Raw genomic sequence first — 12,457 nt, 5'->3', positions numbered from 1 at the left:
GGCATAAGTCCACATCCGCAAGCCCTCATCCCTTAACATCGGTCTTTTTGCGGACGTTGAAAACCATGCGCGTATTGTTGCAACGGGTAAGCCACGCCAGCGTGGTTGTGGAAGAGCAAACCGTCGGCGAAATTGGCGCTGGCCTGCTATTGCTGATTGGTATCGAACCTGCCGATACGGCAGAAGATCTGGCCTGGATGTGCAACAAAGTGTGCAATCTGCGCGTGTTTGAAGACGATGCCGGGGTGATGAATCGCTCCGTCATGGAAACCGGTGGGCAGATCCTGGCGGTATCCCAGTTCACTTTGTTTGGCGCTTATCGCAAGGGCAACCGCCCCTCCTGGATGCGGGCGGCCAAGGGTGATGTGGCGACGGGCATGTTCGATGATTTCGTTGCGAGGTTGACCGCGCAGTCAGGCAAGCCGGTTCCGACTGGCGTGTTTGGTGCAGACATGAAAGTAAGTCTGCTCAACGATGGACCAATCACGCTGATGCTCGACTCTAAAAATCCGGAATGAGCGGTTTTGGGGCGGAAGAGGTGAATGTCTGGATTTGTCCGCTTCTGGTCGAAATCAGACCTTCTTTCATGGCACTATCACGCTTAAAGTGAGGCTGTACCTCAACCAAGGAGCCGCACCATGAAATCTGCCCTGATCGTCATTGATGTCCAGAAATCGTTCATGCACCGGCCGTTCTGGACAGAAGAAGACTTGCCTGTATTTCGGGAAAACCAGCTGGCGCTGATCGCCGGCTACCAGGCTCGCGGCCTCCCGGTCGTGCAGATTTTTCACCATGCCCAAGGTCCGTTTGATCCAGCCAGCGGGCTTTGTGTGGGGCTGGACTGGCTACCACATCACGCCGATGCCACTTTCAACAAGCACGTACATAACGCACTGACCGACAGTGGATTGTTGCAATGGCTTGAAGATCATGGTGTTGAACATGTGACGGTGAGTGGTATCCGTACGGAACAATGTTGTGAAACCACGGCGCGTGTGGCCTTTGATCTTGGTTTCAAGGTGGACTTTGTCTCCGAGGCCACCTTGACCTGGGCCATGACTCACCCTGACGGCAGCACACTCTCTGCGGCTGAGATCAAACATCGCACTGAATTGGTGCTGTCCGGTCGCTTTGCACGCATTGTTACCGTTGAAGAATGTCTGGCAGGGCTGGATGAACGCGTCACCGCTTGATGTCTGGCTAATTGTCACCGACGGCTTGCTGATGCTTGATCTGGCGGGGCCGGCAGAAGCGTTGCGCATGGCGGGAGTCGAACACTTCCGTCTGCATTTTGCCGGGCCGCAAGCGCGTGCCACGACATTGGTCGGTGCGACACTGGCTGATCTGGCGCCATTACCGGATCAGATAGCTGGCCCGGCCCTGGTGTTAGTGCCCGGCCATGAGCCAGGTTCGGATGGTGCCGGGGGTGATGCGATCGTGGCCTGGCTGCGCCGTGTGCTACCACAACCGGGCGTACAGTTGGCGACGGTCTGCGCCGGCGCGCTTTATGCCGGTCGGGCCGGCTTGCTGGATGGCCGCCGCTGCACCACACATTATGCGCACACACAAGATCTGCAAACGCTGGCGCCGGCTGCAAAAGTCGAGGCTGGTCGCGTCTTTGTGCAAGATGGTCCGATCTGGACTTCTGCAGGCGTGACAGCGGGCATCGATCTGGCTCTACAACTGATTGCAACGCTGGTGTCACCGCAATGTGCGGCGGATGTCGCCCGCAGGCTGGTCGTGTATTTCCGGCGGGGCGGAGATGATCCACAACTCTCCGCCTGGTTCTTGCACCGTAATCATTTACATCCGCTTGTCCACCGGGTGCAAGAACAACTGGCCCATGACGTCGCAGCAGACTGGTCACTAGAGACCATGGCTGAACTGGTCTATGTGACACCCCGGCATCTCACGCGGCTTTTTCGGGAGCATGCTGATGTTGCTCCCACGGCGTATCTGCGTCTGTTGCGGGTAGCGCGGGCGCAATCGTTGCTGGCGGATTCACATTTGCCCATGGAGCGTGTAGCAGAACTCTCCGGCTTTGGTTCTGCGCGGGATTTGCGTCGTGTGCTGGCCCGCGTACGTCAGTAAGTCAGCGGCCATGTGGCAGCGGCGGGCTTGACGCCGCTACTGTGCCAGGCGTACAAATAAGACTTCGCGCCGATTTGATCCGCCAGCTTGCGGGCGCGTTATAAATGCTGCTAAAGCGTGCCGCGACCTGCGTCTGGCACGCAGGTTTTTTGTTTTTCGGGTTTTTGCAGTTTTGCTGTTTATGCCGCGCGAAAGCGTGGCCGCGCCGAGTTAAGCGACAACTTGCGGGGCGCGCCGGAATGAATCCGGGAAATACCGCTAAAGCGTCGGCCGCACAGGAGGCGGTCTGCCGGTTTGATCTGGCGGAGCGCTTCGGACAGGTTTTCAGCATACCGGTGGCCGTCGTTGGTTTTTTCAATCAACTGGAGGTCACCATGTACGACTGTATCGTTCCCGAGTTCGCCTTGTTTCAACAACGCCGCACCAAACCGCAAGCCGTCTTCGAGTTGCGACTCGAATACCGACGCTGGCTGCATTTGAAATCTGCTGCTGGCGCGGGTCCCGCACCCTTGTCCAAAGCGGCTGCCGTGGCCGTGGCACTGGGTTATCGCGCCGAGCCGCTGGATGATGGCTCGCTGGCGGTGCTGGATATCGAACTTGAAGCCGCGCTGTTGTTGTGTCAGCGCCTGCCGGAATTGATCGGTCGATATGAAGTTCCTGCGCGCCTGAATCGTTCATAAGACGAAGGGCGGCGCGTCACCGCACATAAAAATCCAGAAACACGAAGGTTTGCATGACTCTGCCACGTATCTGGCGCGAGATCCGCGCTACATGGCATCTGGCATGGCCCATTATGGTGGGCCAACTCGCTCAGGTGGGAACCGCATTTGTCGATGCCGTGATGGCTGGCCATGTCTCGGCTGGTGATCTGGCTGCGGTATCTGTTGGGGCGTCGATCTGGATCACGCTGATTGTTACCATGATTGGCCTGCTACTGGCCTGTAGCCCGCTGGTGGCGCACGCCGTCGGCGCGAATGATCGCGAACACATTCCGGGCCTGGTGCAGCAAGCGTTCTATCAGGCCGTGTTCTTTACCCTGGTGGGATGGGTGCTGGTGTGGCTGGCCATGCCCGTCTTCGATCACCTTGGCCTCACCCCGGATGTCGCCGACAAGGCGCGCCGCTTTTTACGGGCGGTCTCATTCGGGTTGCCAGCGTTTGCATTTTTCCGGGTTTGCTACAGCTATTCGGCTAGCTTGAACAGCACCAAGCCCTTGATGGTCATTGCGTTGGTGGGGCTGGCGCTCAATGTGCCGGTGAACTACGTGCTGATCTATGGGCATCTGGGCTTTCCGGCGCTGGGTGGCGTGGGTTGCGGGTATGCCACGGCGTTCTGCCTCTGGGCCAGCGCGACGATGATGCTGATCTGGCTGAAAATTTCGCCGGTTTACCGCGACACCTATCCACTGCGGCACTGGGGGCGTCTGGACTGGCACAGGCAAGTTGAGTTGCTCAAGCTTGGCGTGCCGATGGGGCTGATGTTCTTTGTAGAAGTCAGTGCGTTTGCGGGTATTGCCCTCTTGATTGCCCGATTGGGCACGGTGCCGGTGGCGGCCCACCAGATCGCGCTGAATTTTGGCTCAGTGTTATTCCAGGTGCCTGCCGCCATTGGTACGGCACTGACCGTGCGGGTGGGACAGGCGCTCGGCGCCGGCAAACCGGAGGACGCCCGTTTTATTGGATGGGCTGGCTTCAAAATGGGCCTGGTCTCTGCGCTGGTTGCTGCGCTGTTCACCGGCTTTGGCCATCACTGGGTTGCATCCTGGTATAGCGAAGATGCACAAGTGCTGGCGCTGGCGGCTATCTTGCTCATTTACGCGGCAGTGTTCCAGTTGTTTGACGCCACCCAGGTGATCGCAGCGGGCATTTTGCGTGGCTACAAAGTCACACGCACGCCCATGATTATTCACCTCACCGCGTTCTGGATTGTCGGATTGCCATTGGGGTATGCGCTTACCTTCGGTGCGGGAGACCTGATTGAGGGCCGCGGTGTGATTGGCTATTGGGAAGCGCTGGTTGTTGCCCTGGGCTTTACGGCGTGCCTGCTGACATGGCAGTTTGTACGTGTCAGCCGGCGGGCACTGTTGCCGCTCCCGCCGCTCTGATCAGCCTTCGTCACCCCAGCGCTGCATCAGTTGGTGTGGCACGGCCAGTTGATCCAGAATCCGGGCCACCACGAAATCCACCAGATCGTCGATAGATTTGGGGTGATGATAAAAGCCGGGATTGGGCGGCAGAATCACAACACCCAGTCGCGCCAGTTTGAGCATGTTTTCCAGATGCAGGGCAGAGAAAGGTGCCTCGCGCGGCACCAGCACCAGCTTCTTGCCTTCCTTGATCATGACATCTGCTGCGCGTTCCAGCAGGTTATCAGAGACGCCGGCGGCAATGGCGGCAAGCGCGCCCATGGTACAAGGGCAGACCACCATGCCATCTCCGGGATTGGAACCGGAGGCCATGGGCGCAAACCATTCTTGTTGTCCGAATACTTTGAGCGGCGCGTCCGCAGGCAACTTGAAGTGTTCGCGCAACCAGTCAGCAAACTCTGCCGCGCGGCCCGGCCAGGTATATCCCAGTTCCTGGCGAGCCACGATTTGCGCTGCTTGAGTATAAAGGACGTGCACCCGGCAACCGGCAGCCAGCAGGCATTCGATCAAACGCATGCCATAAGGCAGGCCCGAAGCGCCGGTCAGGCCGACGGTAATGGTTTTCATGATGTAGCAGATTCCTTCAGCAGGCGTGCGCAGATCAGGCCATTTGCGAGGCCAAAGACGAGTGCTGCGCCAAAAAACACCGGGGCAAGGCGGATTAATCCGTTATCGGGGATCAGCCACAAACGTGCCAGTCCCAGTTGTCCGGCAATGTGTGCAAACGCTGCAATCAAAGAGAGACTAACGGGGCCGAACCCGCGTCGCGGCAAGTGTTGCGCTATGCCCAGCACCAGCAGACTGACAATGCCACCACATAAACTCAGCGCGAAACCGGGAGAGAGAAAACCACCCAGAACCAGCGCGCCGCCAAAAATACGCAGTAACGATACCCAGGCCGCATCTCGCCAACCGTACCGCCAAAGCACAATCAACGTAATGATGTTGGCAATGCCGGGTTTGACACCAGGCAGCGGCGAGGGGAAGCCGGCCTCAACCACCCCTAGCATGATGGCCAGTGCTGCATAGCGGGCAATGCGCAGATCATCCGCGCCAGCGCGTACTGTGCGTTCAGTAGCTGAGGCTGTCATAGGCGCGCGCTTTGCTGCCGGTTAGTTCTATGCTGGTGCGGTTAGGCAGGCAGATGGCGGTCTGCCCGGTTTCAGTCAGCCAGCCCGCCTTGACGCAATACTGGCGCGGGCTGGGGTCTGCCGCAATGCGCACACGTCCCCGCGCGATTTCGACAGTGGTATCGCCCAGCGGGCCGGGCACCAGCAGGGTTCGGTCGGCAGCCAGATCCAGTTCTGCAAAGAGCTTGCCAGATTGATACACACGGACATGGGTGGCCGCATCGGTATTCCAGGCAAACCACGCTAGCACGACGACCAGCGCTGAGCTCAGTGCGACGGTGACCCAGTCGCCTGGCCGCAGCAAGTGCCACTCAGGTTTTGACATGCGGTTCACGGTGGCGCACCAGCACCTGGCGCTGGTTGCCAAAGTGCCTGGCCAGTTGCTCGGCAAGGAACACGGAGCGATGCTGACCGCCGGTGCAACCAATGGCGACCGTCACATAATTGCGATGGTCACGATCGAATTCGGGAATCCAGTGCTCCAGAAAACCAATCAGATGCGTCAAGTAGCGGCCCACTGACTCCTGACGCTTCAGGAATTCGATGACGGGTTCGTCTTTGCCAGTGAGCGGACGCAAAGCTGGATCGTAATGCGGGTTGGGTAGACAGCGTGCGTCAAACACAAAGTCTGCATCCAGCGGGATGCCATGTTTGAAACCAAACGACTCAAAAATGAGCGTCAGGCGAGATTTGTCCAGCCCGACGAAATCGCGTACAGAGGCTCGCAATTGGTTGGCTGTGAGAGAACTCGTATCAATACGGTACGCATTGACGAGGAAATACTCCAGGATCTCTCGTTCCAGCGCGATGGCTTCGGTGATGGTGAGGCGCTCACCAGCCAGCGGGTGACTGCGGCGTGTTTCAGAGAACCGCTTGATCAGGACTTCGTCTGAAGCCTCAAGGAACAATAACCGGACATCAATCTTGAGTTCCAGCATCGCTGCCAGATAGTCCGGAAATCCGGCCAGATTATGTGCGCTGCGTGAATCCACAGCGATGGCGACCTTGGGGTATCCATCTTCATCCAGCAAGGCCGCGGTTTGCGGCAGGATGGGCGAGGGCAGGTTATCGATGCAGAAATAGCCCAGGTCTTCCAGAACACGCAATGCGACGCTTTTGCCTGCGCCGGAGAGCCCGGAGAGCAGAATAACTTGCTGACCCTTGTGCGCCATTACTCGCCCAGCTCCATAAAGCGTTGGTGGCGTTCAATGAATTCGCGGGTGGAATCAATGCCGCGCAATTGCAGGATGTAGTTACGCACTGCAGCTTCAACCAGCACCGCAAGGTTACGACCTGCCGCCACGGGGATGACCAGTTTGCGGATTTGCACACCCAGGATTTCCTGGGTCGCGGCCTGCATCTGCAAACGATCAATCGGGGCCAGTGTTTCGCCGCCCGCCTTGGCCAGATGCACGATCAGCTTGAGTGTCTTTTTGGGCCGAACGGCGGTTTCGCCAAAGATGGTACGGATATTGAGTACACCAATCCCGCGCACTTCCAGAAAGTCGCGCAACATGGGTGGACAGCGGCCTTCCAGGGTTTCCGGATTGGTGCGGTACACCTCGACCACGTCATCGGCCACCAGTCCGTGACCGCGTGAGATCAACTCCAGCGCCAGTTCGCTTTTACCCATGGATGATTCGCCAGTCAGCAACACCCCCACTTCCAGCACATCCAGAAATACGCCGTGAAGATGCGTTGACACAGCCAGCGCTTTGGCCAGGTAATAGCGCAGGACATCCATCAGATAAGGCGACTGCTCGGTGGATGTCAGAAGCGGGACATGATGCCGCTCGGCACCTTCCCGAAGGGTGTCAGGTACCTGTTGGCTATTGGCGACAATCATGAGGGCCATCTCGTTGGCGAACAAACGCTCAACCGAGTCTTTCTGGGCTTCTGGTGAGAGGCCGGCAAAATAATTGACTTCGGCAATCCCCAGCACCTGTACGCGGTTGGGGTGAATGAAGTTCAAGTGCCCAACCAGTGCCAGCCGTGGTTTTTGTTCGGCGGCATCATTGGTCAGCAGATTATTGGCGCCAGATTGACCAGCGACCCAGGTCAGCCTGAGTTTTTCCGCGTTATCGATGAATAACTGTCTAACGGTAATCTGCGGCATACGGTTCCCAGGTGGAAATCAACTTGAAGGCCGCATCCACGTCGCTGGCTGTTGCAAGTTGGTCGCGCACGGTCTTGTCGGAGAAAAGCTGGGCCAGCTCGGACAAAATTTGCAGGTGCAAGTCCGTAGCTGCGGCGGGAACCAGCAACACAAAGATCAGTGTCACGGGTTTGCCATCGGGTGCATCAAAAGGCACCGGGTTTTTCAGGCGGATAAAAGCGCCGCTGGCCTCCTTGAGGCCTTTGATACGGCCGTGGGGAATGGCCACGCCCTGGCCCAGGCCGGTCGACCCCAGTTTTTCGCGGGCAAACAGGCTGTCGAAAATGACGCTGCGCGCAATGGCATGGCTGTTCTCGAACAGCATGCCTACCTGTTCGAATATCCGTTTTTTGCTGCCAACGTCCATATCGAGAAAGACGTTGCTGGCAGGCAGGATTCTGGAAATCAGACTCATCGTTTAGCCGGCTCGCTGACCTGGTGAGTGGCAACGCGTGTTGCCGCATCGCACCATTAAAGGGGTACCGTGAACGCGCAAACTGCGATCGTCGGTCCGGTTTGCATTTTCAATCAATACTATTGTACCGCCCCGAGGCCATAAACAAAAACGGGAACCCGTTTTCAAGGTTCCCGTTTGTTGCATCAAGATGCTGGTTTATATCGAAAAAGTCATTCTTCTTCTTCGACGGTTTGCTGATGTTTGATGGCGTCGCCACGGTGATCCATCAAGCACTCTTTGTGTTTGACGATCTGCCGGTCCAGTTTATCGACAAGGAGGTCAATGGCGGCGTACATGTCCTTGTCGACTGCCTCAACATGAATGTCCTTGCCGCGCACGCGCACGGTGACATCCGCTTTCTGCTGTAATTTCTCTACAGAAAGTATGGCGCTGACGTCTACTACCTGGTCAAAGTGTCGCACTATCCGGTCCAGCTTGCTGGTCAGGTACGACCGCAGGGCCGGGGTCACTTCAACGTGATGTCCGCTAATGTTGAGGTTCATGGCATTCTCCTTCTGGTTGAGCCATTAAAACCAGGGGCGGCTGATGCAACCCAGCTGGCTGGATTGTTTCCAGCCGCTCCAGGCCAAGCAATTACAGGTTTTTGCGCAAGTTAACAGGTGGAACGTTCATACCCTCCCTGTATTTGGCAACGGTTCGTCGCGCAACCACGATCCCTTGCCCGGATAAAGCATCGGCAATGGCGCTGTCGGACAGCGGCCGGGTTTTGTCTTCGTTCTGGATCATCTGGCGAATCAGGGCCTTGATCGCCGTTGCCGAGCATTCGCCACCGGCTTCGGTATCCACGTGACTGCCAAAGAAATATTTGAATTCCAGCAAGCCGCGTGGGCTGGCCATGTACTTTTGGGTGGTGACCCGGGAGACCGTGGACTCGTGCAGATCGAGTTCCATGGCGATGTCGCGCAGGACGAGCGGGCGCATGGCCACTTCGCCATGCTCGAAGAACGCGCGCTGACGTTCCACGATGGCCTGCGCCACACGCAGTATGGTCTCGAAGCGTTGTTGCACGCTCTTGACCAGCCATTTGGCTTCCTGCAGTTCGCGCGCCAGCACTCCGCCCTCGCTGCGTTGCAGGATATCTGCGTACACCTGATTGATACGCAACCGCGGCATCGCGGCTGGATTGAGTCTCACCTGCCATTGCCCCTTGATCTTTTGCACCAGCACGTCAGGTACAACGTAGCGTGGTGTCAACGCCGCCCATTGTGCTGCAGGGCGCGGATTCAGACTGGTGATCACGGTTTGCGCAGCTTTGAGTGCTGCGTCGTCACATTTCAGTAACCGTTTCAACTTAGTGTAATCACGCCCCGCCAATAAATCGAGATGCTGTCCGACGATTTGTCGGGCCAACACGCAAGCGGGGGTCGATTCGAGCTGTCGCAACTGCAAAGACAGCGCTTCAGCCGTATTGCGGGCACCCACGCCAACCGGGTCAAACTGCTTGAGCCGGGCTAGCGCTACTGCCAGATCATCAATTTCAAGCTCTAATTGAGAGACGATCTCCGGCGGAATTTGTTCCAGCAATTCTTCGAGGGAAAACGGTAAAAATCCCTCTTCGTCGACGGCATCAATCATGAATGCCAGCGCGGCATGGTCGCGATCTGGCAGGCGTTGCACGCCGGCCTGGTCGAGCAAGTGCTCACGCAGTGTCAGTTCACGGGCGACCTGGGTTGCCGGATCGAAGTCGTCGTCATCGTCACTGCTACGTGAGCCGCCACCCCATTCCATATCGTCGCCACCAGTGCCATAGCTATCGTCGCTGGAGCTGTTGTTATCGGTCGAGTCGGTGCTACTGGAATTTTCGGCCGAGTCTGAAGAACTGCTGCCGGCACTGTCTTGTTCAAGCAACGGATTTTCCAGCAGATAGCGTTCGATCTCGGTCTGGAAGTCCAGCGTGGAAAGCTGCAACAGCTTGATAGACTGTTGCAGTTGCGGGGTGAGGTTGAGTTGCTGCGAAAGGCGCAGTTGAAGGGATTGCTTCATGCTGCGGGTCTGGGGGCGAACGGTGGTGGTGGGGCAGCCATGCAGGGTTACATCCGGAAGTGTTCGCCCAGGTACACTTTGCGCACCTGTTCGTTGGCAATGATCTCTGCGGGATGGCCCGAAGCCATGACTGCGCCTTCAGAAATGATGTAGGCACGATCACAAATGCCCAGTGTTTCCCGCACGTTATGGTCGGTGATCAGCACACCAATGCCACGATCACGCAGGTAGGCAATAATGCGCTGGATATCCATCACGGCGATCGGATCCACGCCAGCGAACGGTTCATCCAGCAAAATAAAGCGCGGATCAGCAGCCAACGCGCGGGCGATTTCCGCCCGGCGTCGTTCGCCACCAGAGAGGCTCATCGCGCCGCTGTCACGCAGATGGGCAATGTGCAGTTCATGCAACAACTCTTCCAGTCGCTCTGCCCGGCGGGCGGTATTTTTCTCACGCAACTCAAGTACGGCCAGAATGTTCTGTGCCACGGTCATCTTGCGAAAGATGGATGCTTCTTGTGGCAGATATCCCAGACCCAGTTGTGCACGCTCATGCATGGGCAAGCGGCTGATATCCTGACCATTCAGGCTGATCTCGCCGCCGTCGGCGGCCACCATGCCTACGATCATGTAAAAACTGGTGGTTTTGCCGGCGCCGTTGGGGCCAAGCAGGCCCACGACTTCGCCCGCGTCAACGCGGATCGAGACATCACGTACAACCGTGCGCTTGCGATAACGCTTCATCAGTCCGGTTGCGTTCAGGGAAGCGGTTAGCGGTTGGGTCATGGGGCCGTTGGGGGTCTGGTTGGCGCTCATTGTTTCTCGCTTGTGGTATCGCTCGCCGGCGTGGCTGCAGGCTTGGCGGCCGGCGCGCTGGCATCTTTCTTCTTGGGCACGATGGTCACGTTCACGCGGCCAGCACCGGTTTTGTTGCTCGTGGCTGCGTACTGATCGGTATTGAGGTTGTAGGTGATTACGTCGCCAAACACTTCGTTCTGGCCTTTGCGTACCCAGGCCTTGTTGGTCAGCACCAGAAAACCGGTTTTCTGGTTGTAATCGTAATGCAGGGCCTCAGCATCAACCCATTCACCATCGTCGGCCTGTTGCCGGAATTTCACCGGACGGCCGTCACCCTGGGAGTACTGCATGCCGTCGGCATCCTGATGCACTGTCAGTTTGTCAGAGCGCAGTGTCATGGAGCCTTGCGTCACGATCACGTTGCCTGTGTATACGCCCGTGTTGGTTTTCTGGTCGTACGTGGCCGAATCGGCTTCGACCTTGAGCGGTTTCTCGCGGTCGGCGGTCGAGGCAAATGCGATGGTCATGGCCAGCGCCAGGCTGGCGAAAAGGACGCTATTTGCTGCTGCGTGGCGCAGGGACATAAAGGGTGCTCACTCTGGATTTGAGAAGAAGGGTCTGATCGGTGATGTCTGCCTGAAAACCGACCCCGTTGGCGTGATAATTGTTGCCCATGTCAGCGACAACTGGTGCGTCGGACCAGGCCAGGCCCGGTTTGGGTTGATACCAGACCTGCGTGCCCTTGACGATCATTTCGGCATGTTTCTCATCAGGCTGACGAGTGACCGTGACCGGATCTGGCGCCCAGAACTTGTCACCGCGATTGATCGACTGCACGCGCGTGGTGACCAGATCGACCCTGGGCTGGCCCGGAATAGTGGATACCAGATGCGGGTTGTCGAACCATGCCGAATCATTTTCTTCGTAATGGCTGGCTTTGTCGGCATCCAGTCGCTGATAAGGTTGCCCCTTATCGTTAAAGCGCACGGTGTGCGAGTGCTCGGCGATCAGGTTGGGTTCATTCGCAAGGCGCGTGTCGTTCAGGGCGGGCAGCGTGGCAGCCGTGTTCAAACCCCAGACCAGCAAGGCCAGGAAAATAATCAGGACAACCGGCAGAAGTCGCGAAGACAAGCTGTTCACAAAACGTCCTTACCGAAGATACCAGGCCATGATGCCATCGAATGTGCCTTGTGCCTGCATGATGCTCTCACAGGCTTCACGGACTGCACCGTGCCCGGCGCGCGCGTCTGTCACATAGTGGGCGTTGCTGCGAACAATGTGCGGCGCATCCGGTACCGAGATCGCAAAAGCGACACGCCGCATGACGGGCAGATCGATCACGTCATCACCCATGTAGCCACATTGTTCCTGAGTCAGGCCGGTCGTTTCGAGCAACTCGGCGAAGGTGGCCAGTTTATCGCTGGCTCCCTGGTACAGGAGTTCGATATCCAGATTGCGCGCACGGTGTTCCACCAGCTTCGATTTGCGACCGGTGATGATGGCTACCTTGACGCCGCTATCTTGCAGCATGCGGATACCATGGCCATCCAGCGAGTTAAAGGCTTTCAGCTCTTCACCGGCGTCGGTGTAGTACAGGCTGCCGTCGGTCATGACGCCGTCTACGTCAAAAATCATCAGGCGCACGGCTTTTGCGGCTTGCGAATTCATTGTTTGTCC

17 protein-coding genes and 1 riboswitch are annotated in these 12,457 nt (G+C 57.6%); of the genes, 5 read left to right on the top strand and 12 right to left on the bottom strand.

Annotation, left to right across the window (positions count from 1 at the left end):
* Positions 1–65 precede the first annotated feature (65 nt).
* From dtd to IEX44_RS17850, 5 genes are all read left to right on the top strand, one after another.
* Positions 66–518 carry a D-aminoacyl-tRNA deacylase gene (gene dtd / locus IEX44_RS17870; RefSeq protein WP_188697275.1) on the top strand — a complete coding sequence of 151 codons (453 nt, stop codon included), beginning with the start codon at positions 66–68 and terminating at the stop codon, positions 516–518.
* A gap of 120 nt (positions 519–638) precedes the next feature.
* On the top strand, positions 639–1,193 hold the full coding sequence (locus IEX44_RS17865) for an isochorismatase family protein (protein ID WP_188697271.1): 555 nt from the start codon (positions 639–641) through the stop codon (positions 1,191–1,193).
* A complete protein-coding gene (locus IEX44_RS17860; RefSeq protein ID WP_188697267.1) occupies positions 1,174–2,091 on the top strand; it encodes a GlxA family transcriptional regulator in 918 nt (305 codons plus the stop codon). Before IEX44_RS17865 ends, IEX44_RS17860 begins: the two co-directional genes overlap by 20 nt.
* 56 nt (positions 2,092–2,147) lie before the next feature.
* Positions 2,148–2,227: riboswitch (SAM riboswitch) on the top strand.
* A complete protein-coding gene (locus IEX44_RS17855; RefSeq protein ID WP_188697264.1) occupies positions 2,196–2,771 on the top strand; it encodes a hypothetical protein in 576 nt (191 codons plus the stop codon). It overlaps the preceding riboswitch by 32 nt.
* A gap of 53 nt (positions 2,772–2,824) precedes the next feature.
* Positions 2,825–4,195 carry an MATE family efflux transporter gene (locus tag IEX44_RS17850; protein ID WP_188697261.1) on the top strand — a complete coding sequence of 457 codons (1,371 nt, stop codon included), beginning with the start codon at positions 2,825–2,827 and terminating at the stop codon, positions 4,193–4,195.
* On the opposite strand, the gene IEX44_RS17845 is transcribed toward IEX44_RS17850, so the two are convergent.
* The 12 genes from IEX44_RS17845 to kdsC form a co-directional block, all read right to left on the bottom strand.
* Complete coding sequence (locus IEX44_RS17845) at positions 4,196–4,804, bottom strand: flavin prenyltransferase UbiX (protein ID WP_188697258.1); 609 nt, start codon at positions 4,802–4,804, stop codon at positions 4,196–4,198.
* Positions 4,801–5,328, bottom strand: a complete 528-nt coding sequence (locus tag IEX44_RS17840; protein ID WP_188697255.1) for a Gx transporter family protein — start codon at positions 5,326–5,328, stop codon at positions 4,801–4,803. The genes IEX44_RS17845 and IEX44_RS17840 overlap by 4 nt, the downstream gene beginning before the upstream one ends.
* On the bottom strand, positions 5,309–5,692 hold the full coding sequence (locus tag IEX44_RS17835) for a NusG domain II-containing protein (protein WP_188697252.1): 384 nt from the start codon (positions 5,690–5,692) through the stop codon (positions 5,309–5,311). Before IEX44_RS17835 ends, IEX44_RS17840 begins: the two co-directional genes overlap by 20 nt.
* A complete protein-coding gene (gene rapZ, locus IEX44_RS17830) occupies positions 5,679–6,539 on the bottom strand; it encodes an RNase adapter RapZ (protein ID WP_188697249.1) in 861 nt (286 codons plus the stop codon). Before rapZ ends, IEX44_RS17835 begins: the two co-directional genes overlap by 14 nt.
* Positions 6,539–7,483 carry an HPr(Ser) kinase/phosphatase gene (hprK, locus tag IEX44_RS17825; protein ID WP_188697245.1) on the bottom strand — a complete coding sequence of 315 codons (945 nt, stop codon included), beginning with the start codon at positions 7,481–7,483 and terminating at the stop codon, positions 6,539–6,541. The genes rapZ and hprK overlap by 1 nt, the downstream gene beginning before the upstream one ends.
* Positions 7,464–7,937, bottom strand: coding sequence for a PTS IIA-like nitrogen regulatory protein PtsN (gene ptsN / locus IEX44_RS17820; protein ID WP_188697243.1), 474 nt, complete (start codon positions 7,935–7,937; stop codon positions 7,464–7,466). Before ptsN ends, hprK begins: the two co-directional genes overlap by 20 nt.
* Positions 7,938–8,149: 212 nt before the next feature.
* Positions 8,150–8,482 carry a ribosome hibernation-promoting factor, HPF/YfiA family gene (gene hpf / locus IEX44_RS17815; protein ID WP_188697241.1) on the bottom strand — a complete coding sequence of 111 codons (333 nt, stop codon included), beginning with the start codon at positions 8,480–8,482 and terminating at the stop codon, positions 8,150–8,152.
* Positions 8,483–8,573: 91 nt separating this feature from the next.
* Entirely contained in the window at positions 8,574–9,983 is a 1,410-nt protein-coding gene (locus IEX44_RS17810; RefSeq protein ID WP_188697238.1) for an RNA polymerase factor sigma-54, read from the bottom strand.
* A gap of 47 nt (positions 9,984–10,030) precedes the next feature.
* Positions 10,031–10,768 (bottom strand): LPS export ABC transporter ATP-binding protein, encoded by a 738-nt coding sequence (gene lptB / locus IEX44_RS17805; protein WP_188697547.1) that lies wholly within the window; start codon positions 10,766–10,768, stop codon positions 10,031–10,033.
* A 26-nt stretch (positions 10,769–10,794) separates the two neighbouring features.
* The gene (gene lptA, locus IEX44_RS17800) at positions 10,795–11,364 is read right to left on the bottom strand and encodes a lipopolysaccharide transport periplasmic protein LptA (RefSeq protein ID WP_229679277.1); all 570 of its coding nucleotides are present in this window, start codon (positions 11,362–11,364) and stop codon (positions 10,795–10,797) included.
* Positions 11,336–11,920 carry an LPS export ABC transporter periplasmic protein LptC gene (gene lptC, locus IEX44_RS17795; RefSeq protein ID WP_188697233.1) on the bottom strand — a complete coding sequence of 195 codons (585 nt, stop codon included), beginning with the start codon at positions 11,918–11,920 and terminating at the stop codon, positions 11,336–11,338. The genes lptA and lptC overlap by 29 nt, the downstream gene beginning before the upstream one ends.
* 9 nt (positions 11,921–11,929) lie before the next feature.
* Positions 11,930–12,448 (bottom strand): 3-deoxy-manno-octulosonate-8-phosphatase KdsC, encoded by a 519-nt coding sequence (gene kdsC / locus IEX44_RS17790; protein ID WP_188697230.1) that lies wholly within the window; start codon positions 12,446–12,448, stop codon positions 11,930–11,932.
* Positions 12,449–12,457: the final 9 nt, after the last annotated feature.

Origin of the sequence: Silvimonas amylolytica (genome assembly GCF_014645555.1) — a bacterium.
GTDB classification, from domain to species: Bacteria; Pseudomonadota; Gammaproteobacteria; order Burkholderiales; family Chitinibacteraceae; genus Silvimonas; species Silvimonas amylolytica.
The sequence above is the reverse complement of the archived record's forward strand: the minus strand, read 5'-3'. Positions and strand labels throughout refer to the sequence as shown.

What these genes read in the sequence shown, in the direction of transcription:
- IEX44_RS17835 (WP_188697252.1), bottom strand. Translation starts at nt 5,692, where the DNA reads ATGTCAAAACCTGAGTGGCACTTGCTGCGGCCAGGCGACTGGGTCACC.
- hpf (WP_188697241.1), bottom strand. Translation starts at nt 8,482, where the DNA reads ATGAACCTCAACATTAGCGGACATCACGTTGAAGTGACCCCGGCCCTG.
- kdsC (WP_188697230.1), bottom strand. Translation starts at nt 12,448, where the DNA reads ATGAATTCGCAAGCCGCAAAAGCCGTGCGCCTGATGATTTTTGACGTA.
- IEX44_RS17840 (WP_188697255.1), bottom strand. Translation starts at nt 5,328, where the DNA reads ATGACAGCCTCAGCTACTGAACGCACAGTACGCGCTGGCGCGGATGAT.
- hprK (WP_188697245.1), bottom strand. Translation starts at nt 7,483, where the DNA reads ATGCCGCAGATTACCGTTAGACAGTTATTCATCGATAACGCGGAAAAA.
- IEX44_RS17855 (WP_188697264.1), top strand. Translation starts at nt 2,196, where the DNA reads ATGCTGCTAAAGCGTGCCGCGACCTGCGTCTGGCACGCAGGTTTTTTG.
- IEX44_RS17810 (WP_188697238.1), bottom strand. Translation starts at nt 9,983, where the DNA reads ATGAAGCAATCCCTTCAACTGCGCCTTTCGCAGCAACTCAACCTCACC.
- IEX44_RS17845 (WP_188697258.1), bottom strand. Translation starts at nt 4,804, where the DNA reads ATGAAAACCATTACCGTCGGCCTGACCGGCGCTTCGGGCCTGCCTTAT.
- dtd (WP_188697275.1), top strand. Translation starts at nt 66, where the DNA reads ATGCGCGTATTGTTGCAACGGGTAAGCCACGCCAGCGTGGTTGTGGAA.
- IEX44_RS17850 (WP_188697261.1), top strand. Translation starts at nt 2,825, where the DNA reads ATGACTCTGCCACGTATCTGGCGCGAGATCCGCGCTACATGGCATCTG.
- lptA (WP_229679277.1), bottom strand. Translation starts at nt 11,364, where the DNA reads ATGTCCCTGCGCCACGCAGCAGCAAATAGCGTCCTTTTCGCCAGCCTG.
- IEX44_RS17860 (WP_188697267.1), top strand. Translation starts at nt 1,174, where the DNA reads ATGAACGCGTCACCGCTTGATGTCTGGCTAATTGTCACCGACGGCTTG.
- lptB (WP_188697547.1), bottom strand. Translation starts at nt 10,768, where the DNA reads ATGACCCAACCGCTAACCGCTTCCCTGAACGCAACCGGACTGATGAAG.
- rapZ (WP_188697249.1), bottom strand. Translation starts at nt 6,539, where the DNA reads ATGGCGCACAAGGGTCAGCAAGTTATTCTGCTCTCCGGGCTCTCCGGC.
- ptsN (WP_188697243.1), bottom strand. Translation starts at nt 7,937, where the DNA reads ATGAGTCTGATTTCCAGAATCCTGCCTGCCAGCAACGTCTTTCTCGAT.
- IEX44_RS17865 (WP_188697271.1), top strand. Translation starts at nt 639, where the DNA reads ATGAAATCTGCCCTGATCGTCATTGATGTCCAGAAATCGTTCATGCAC.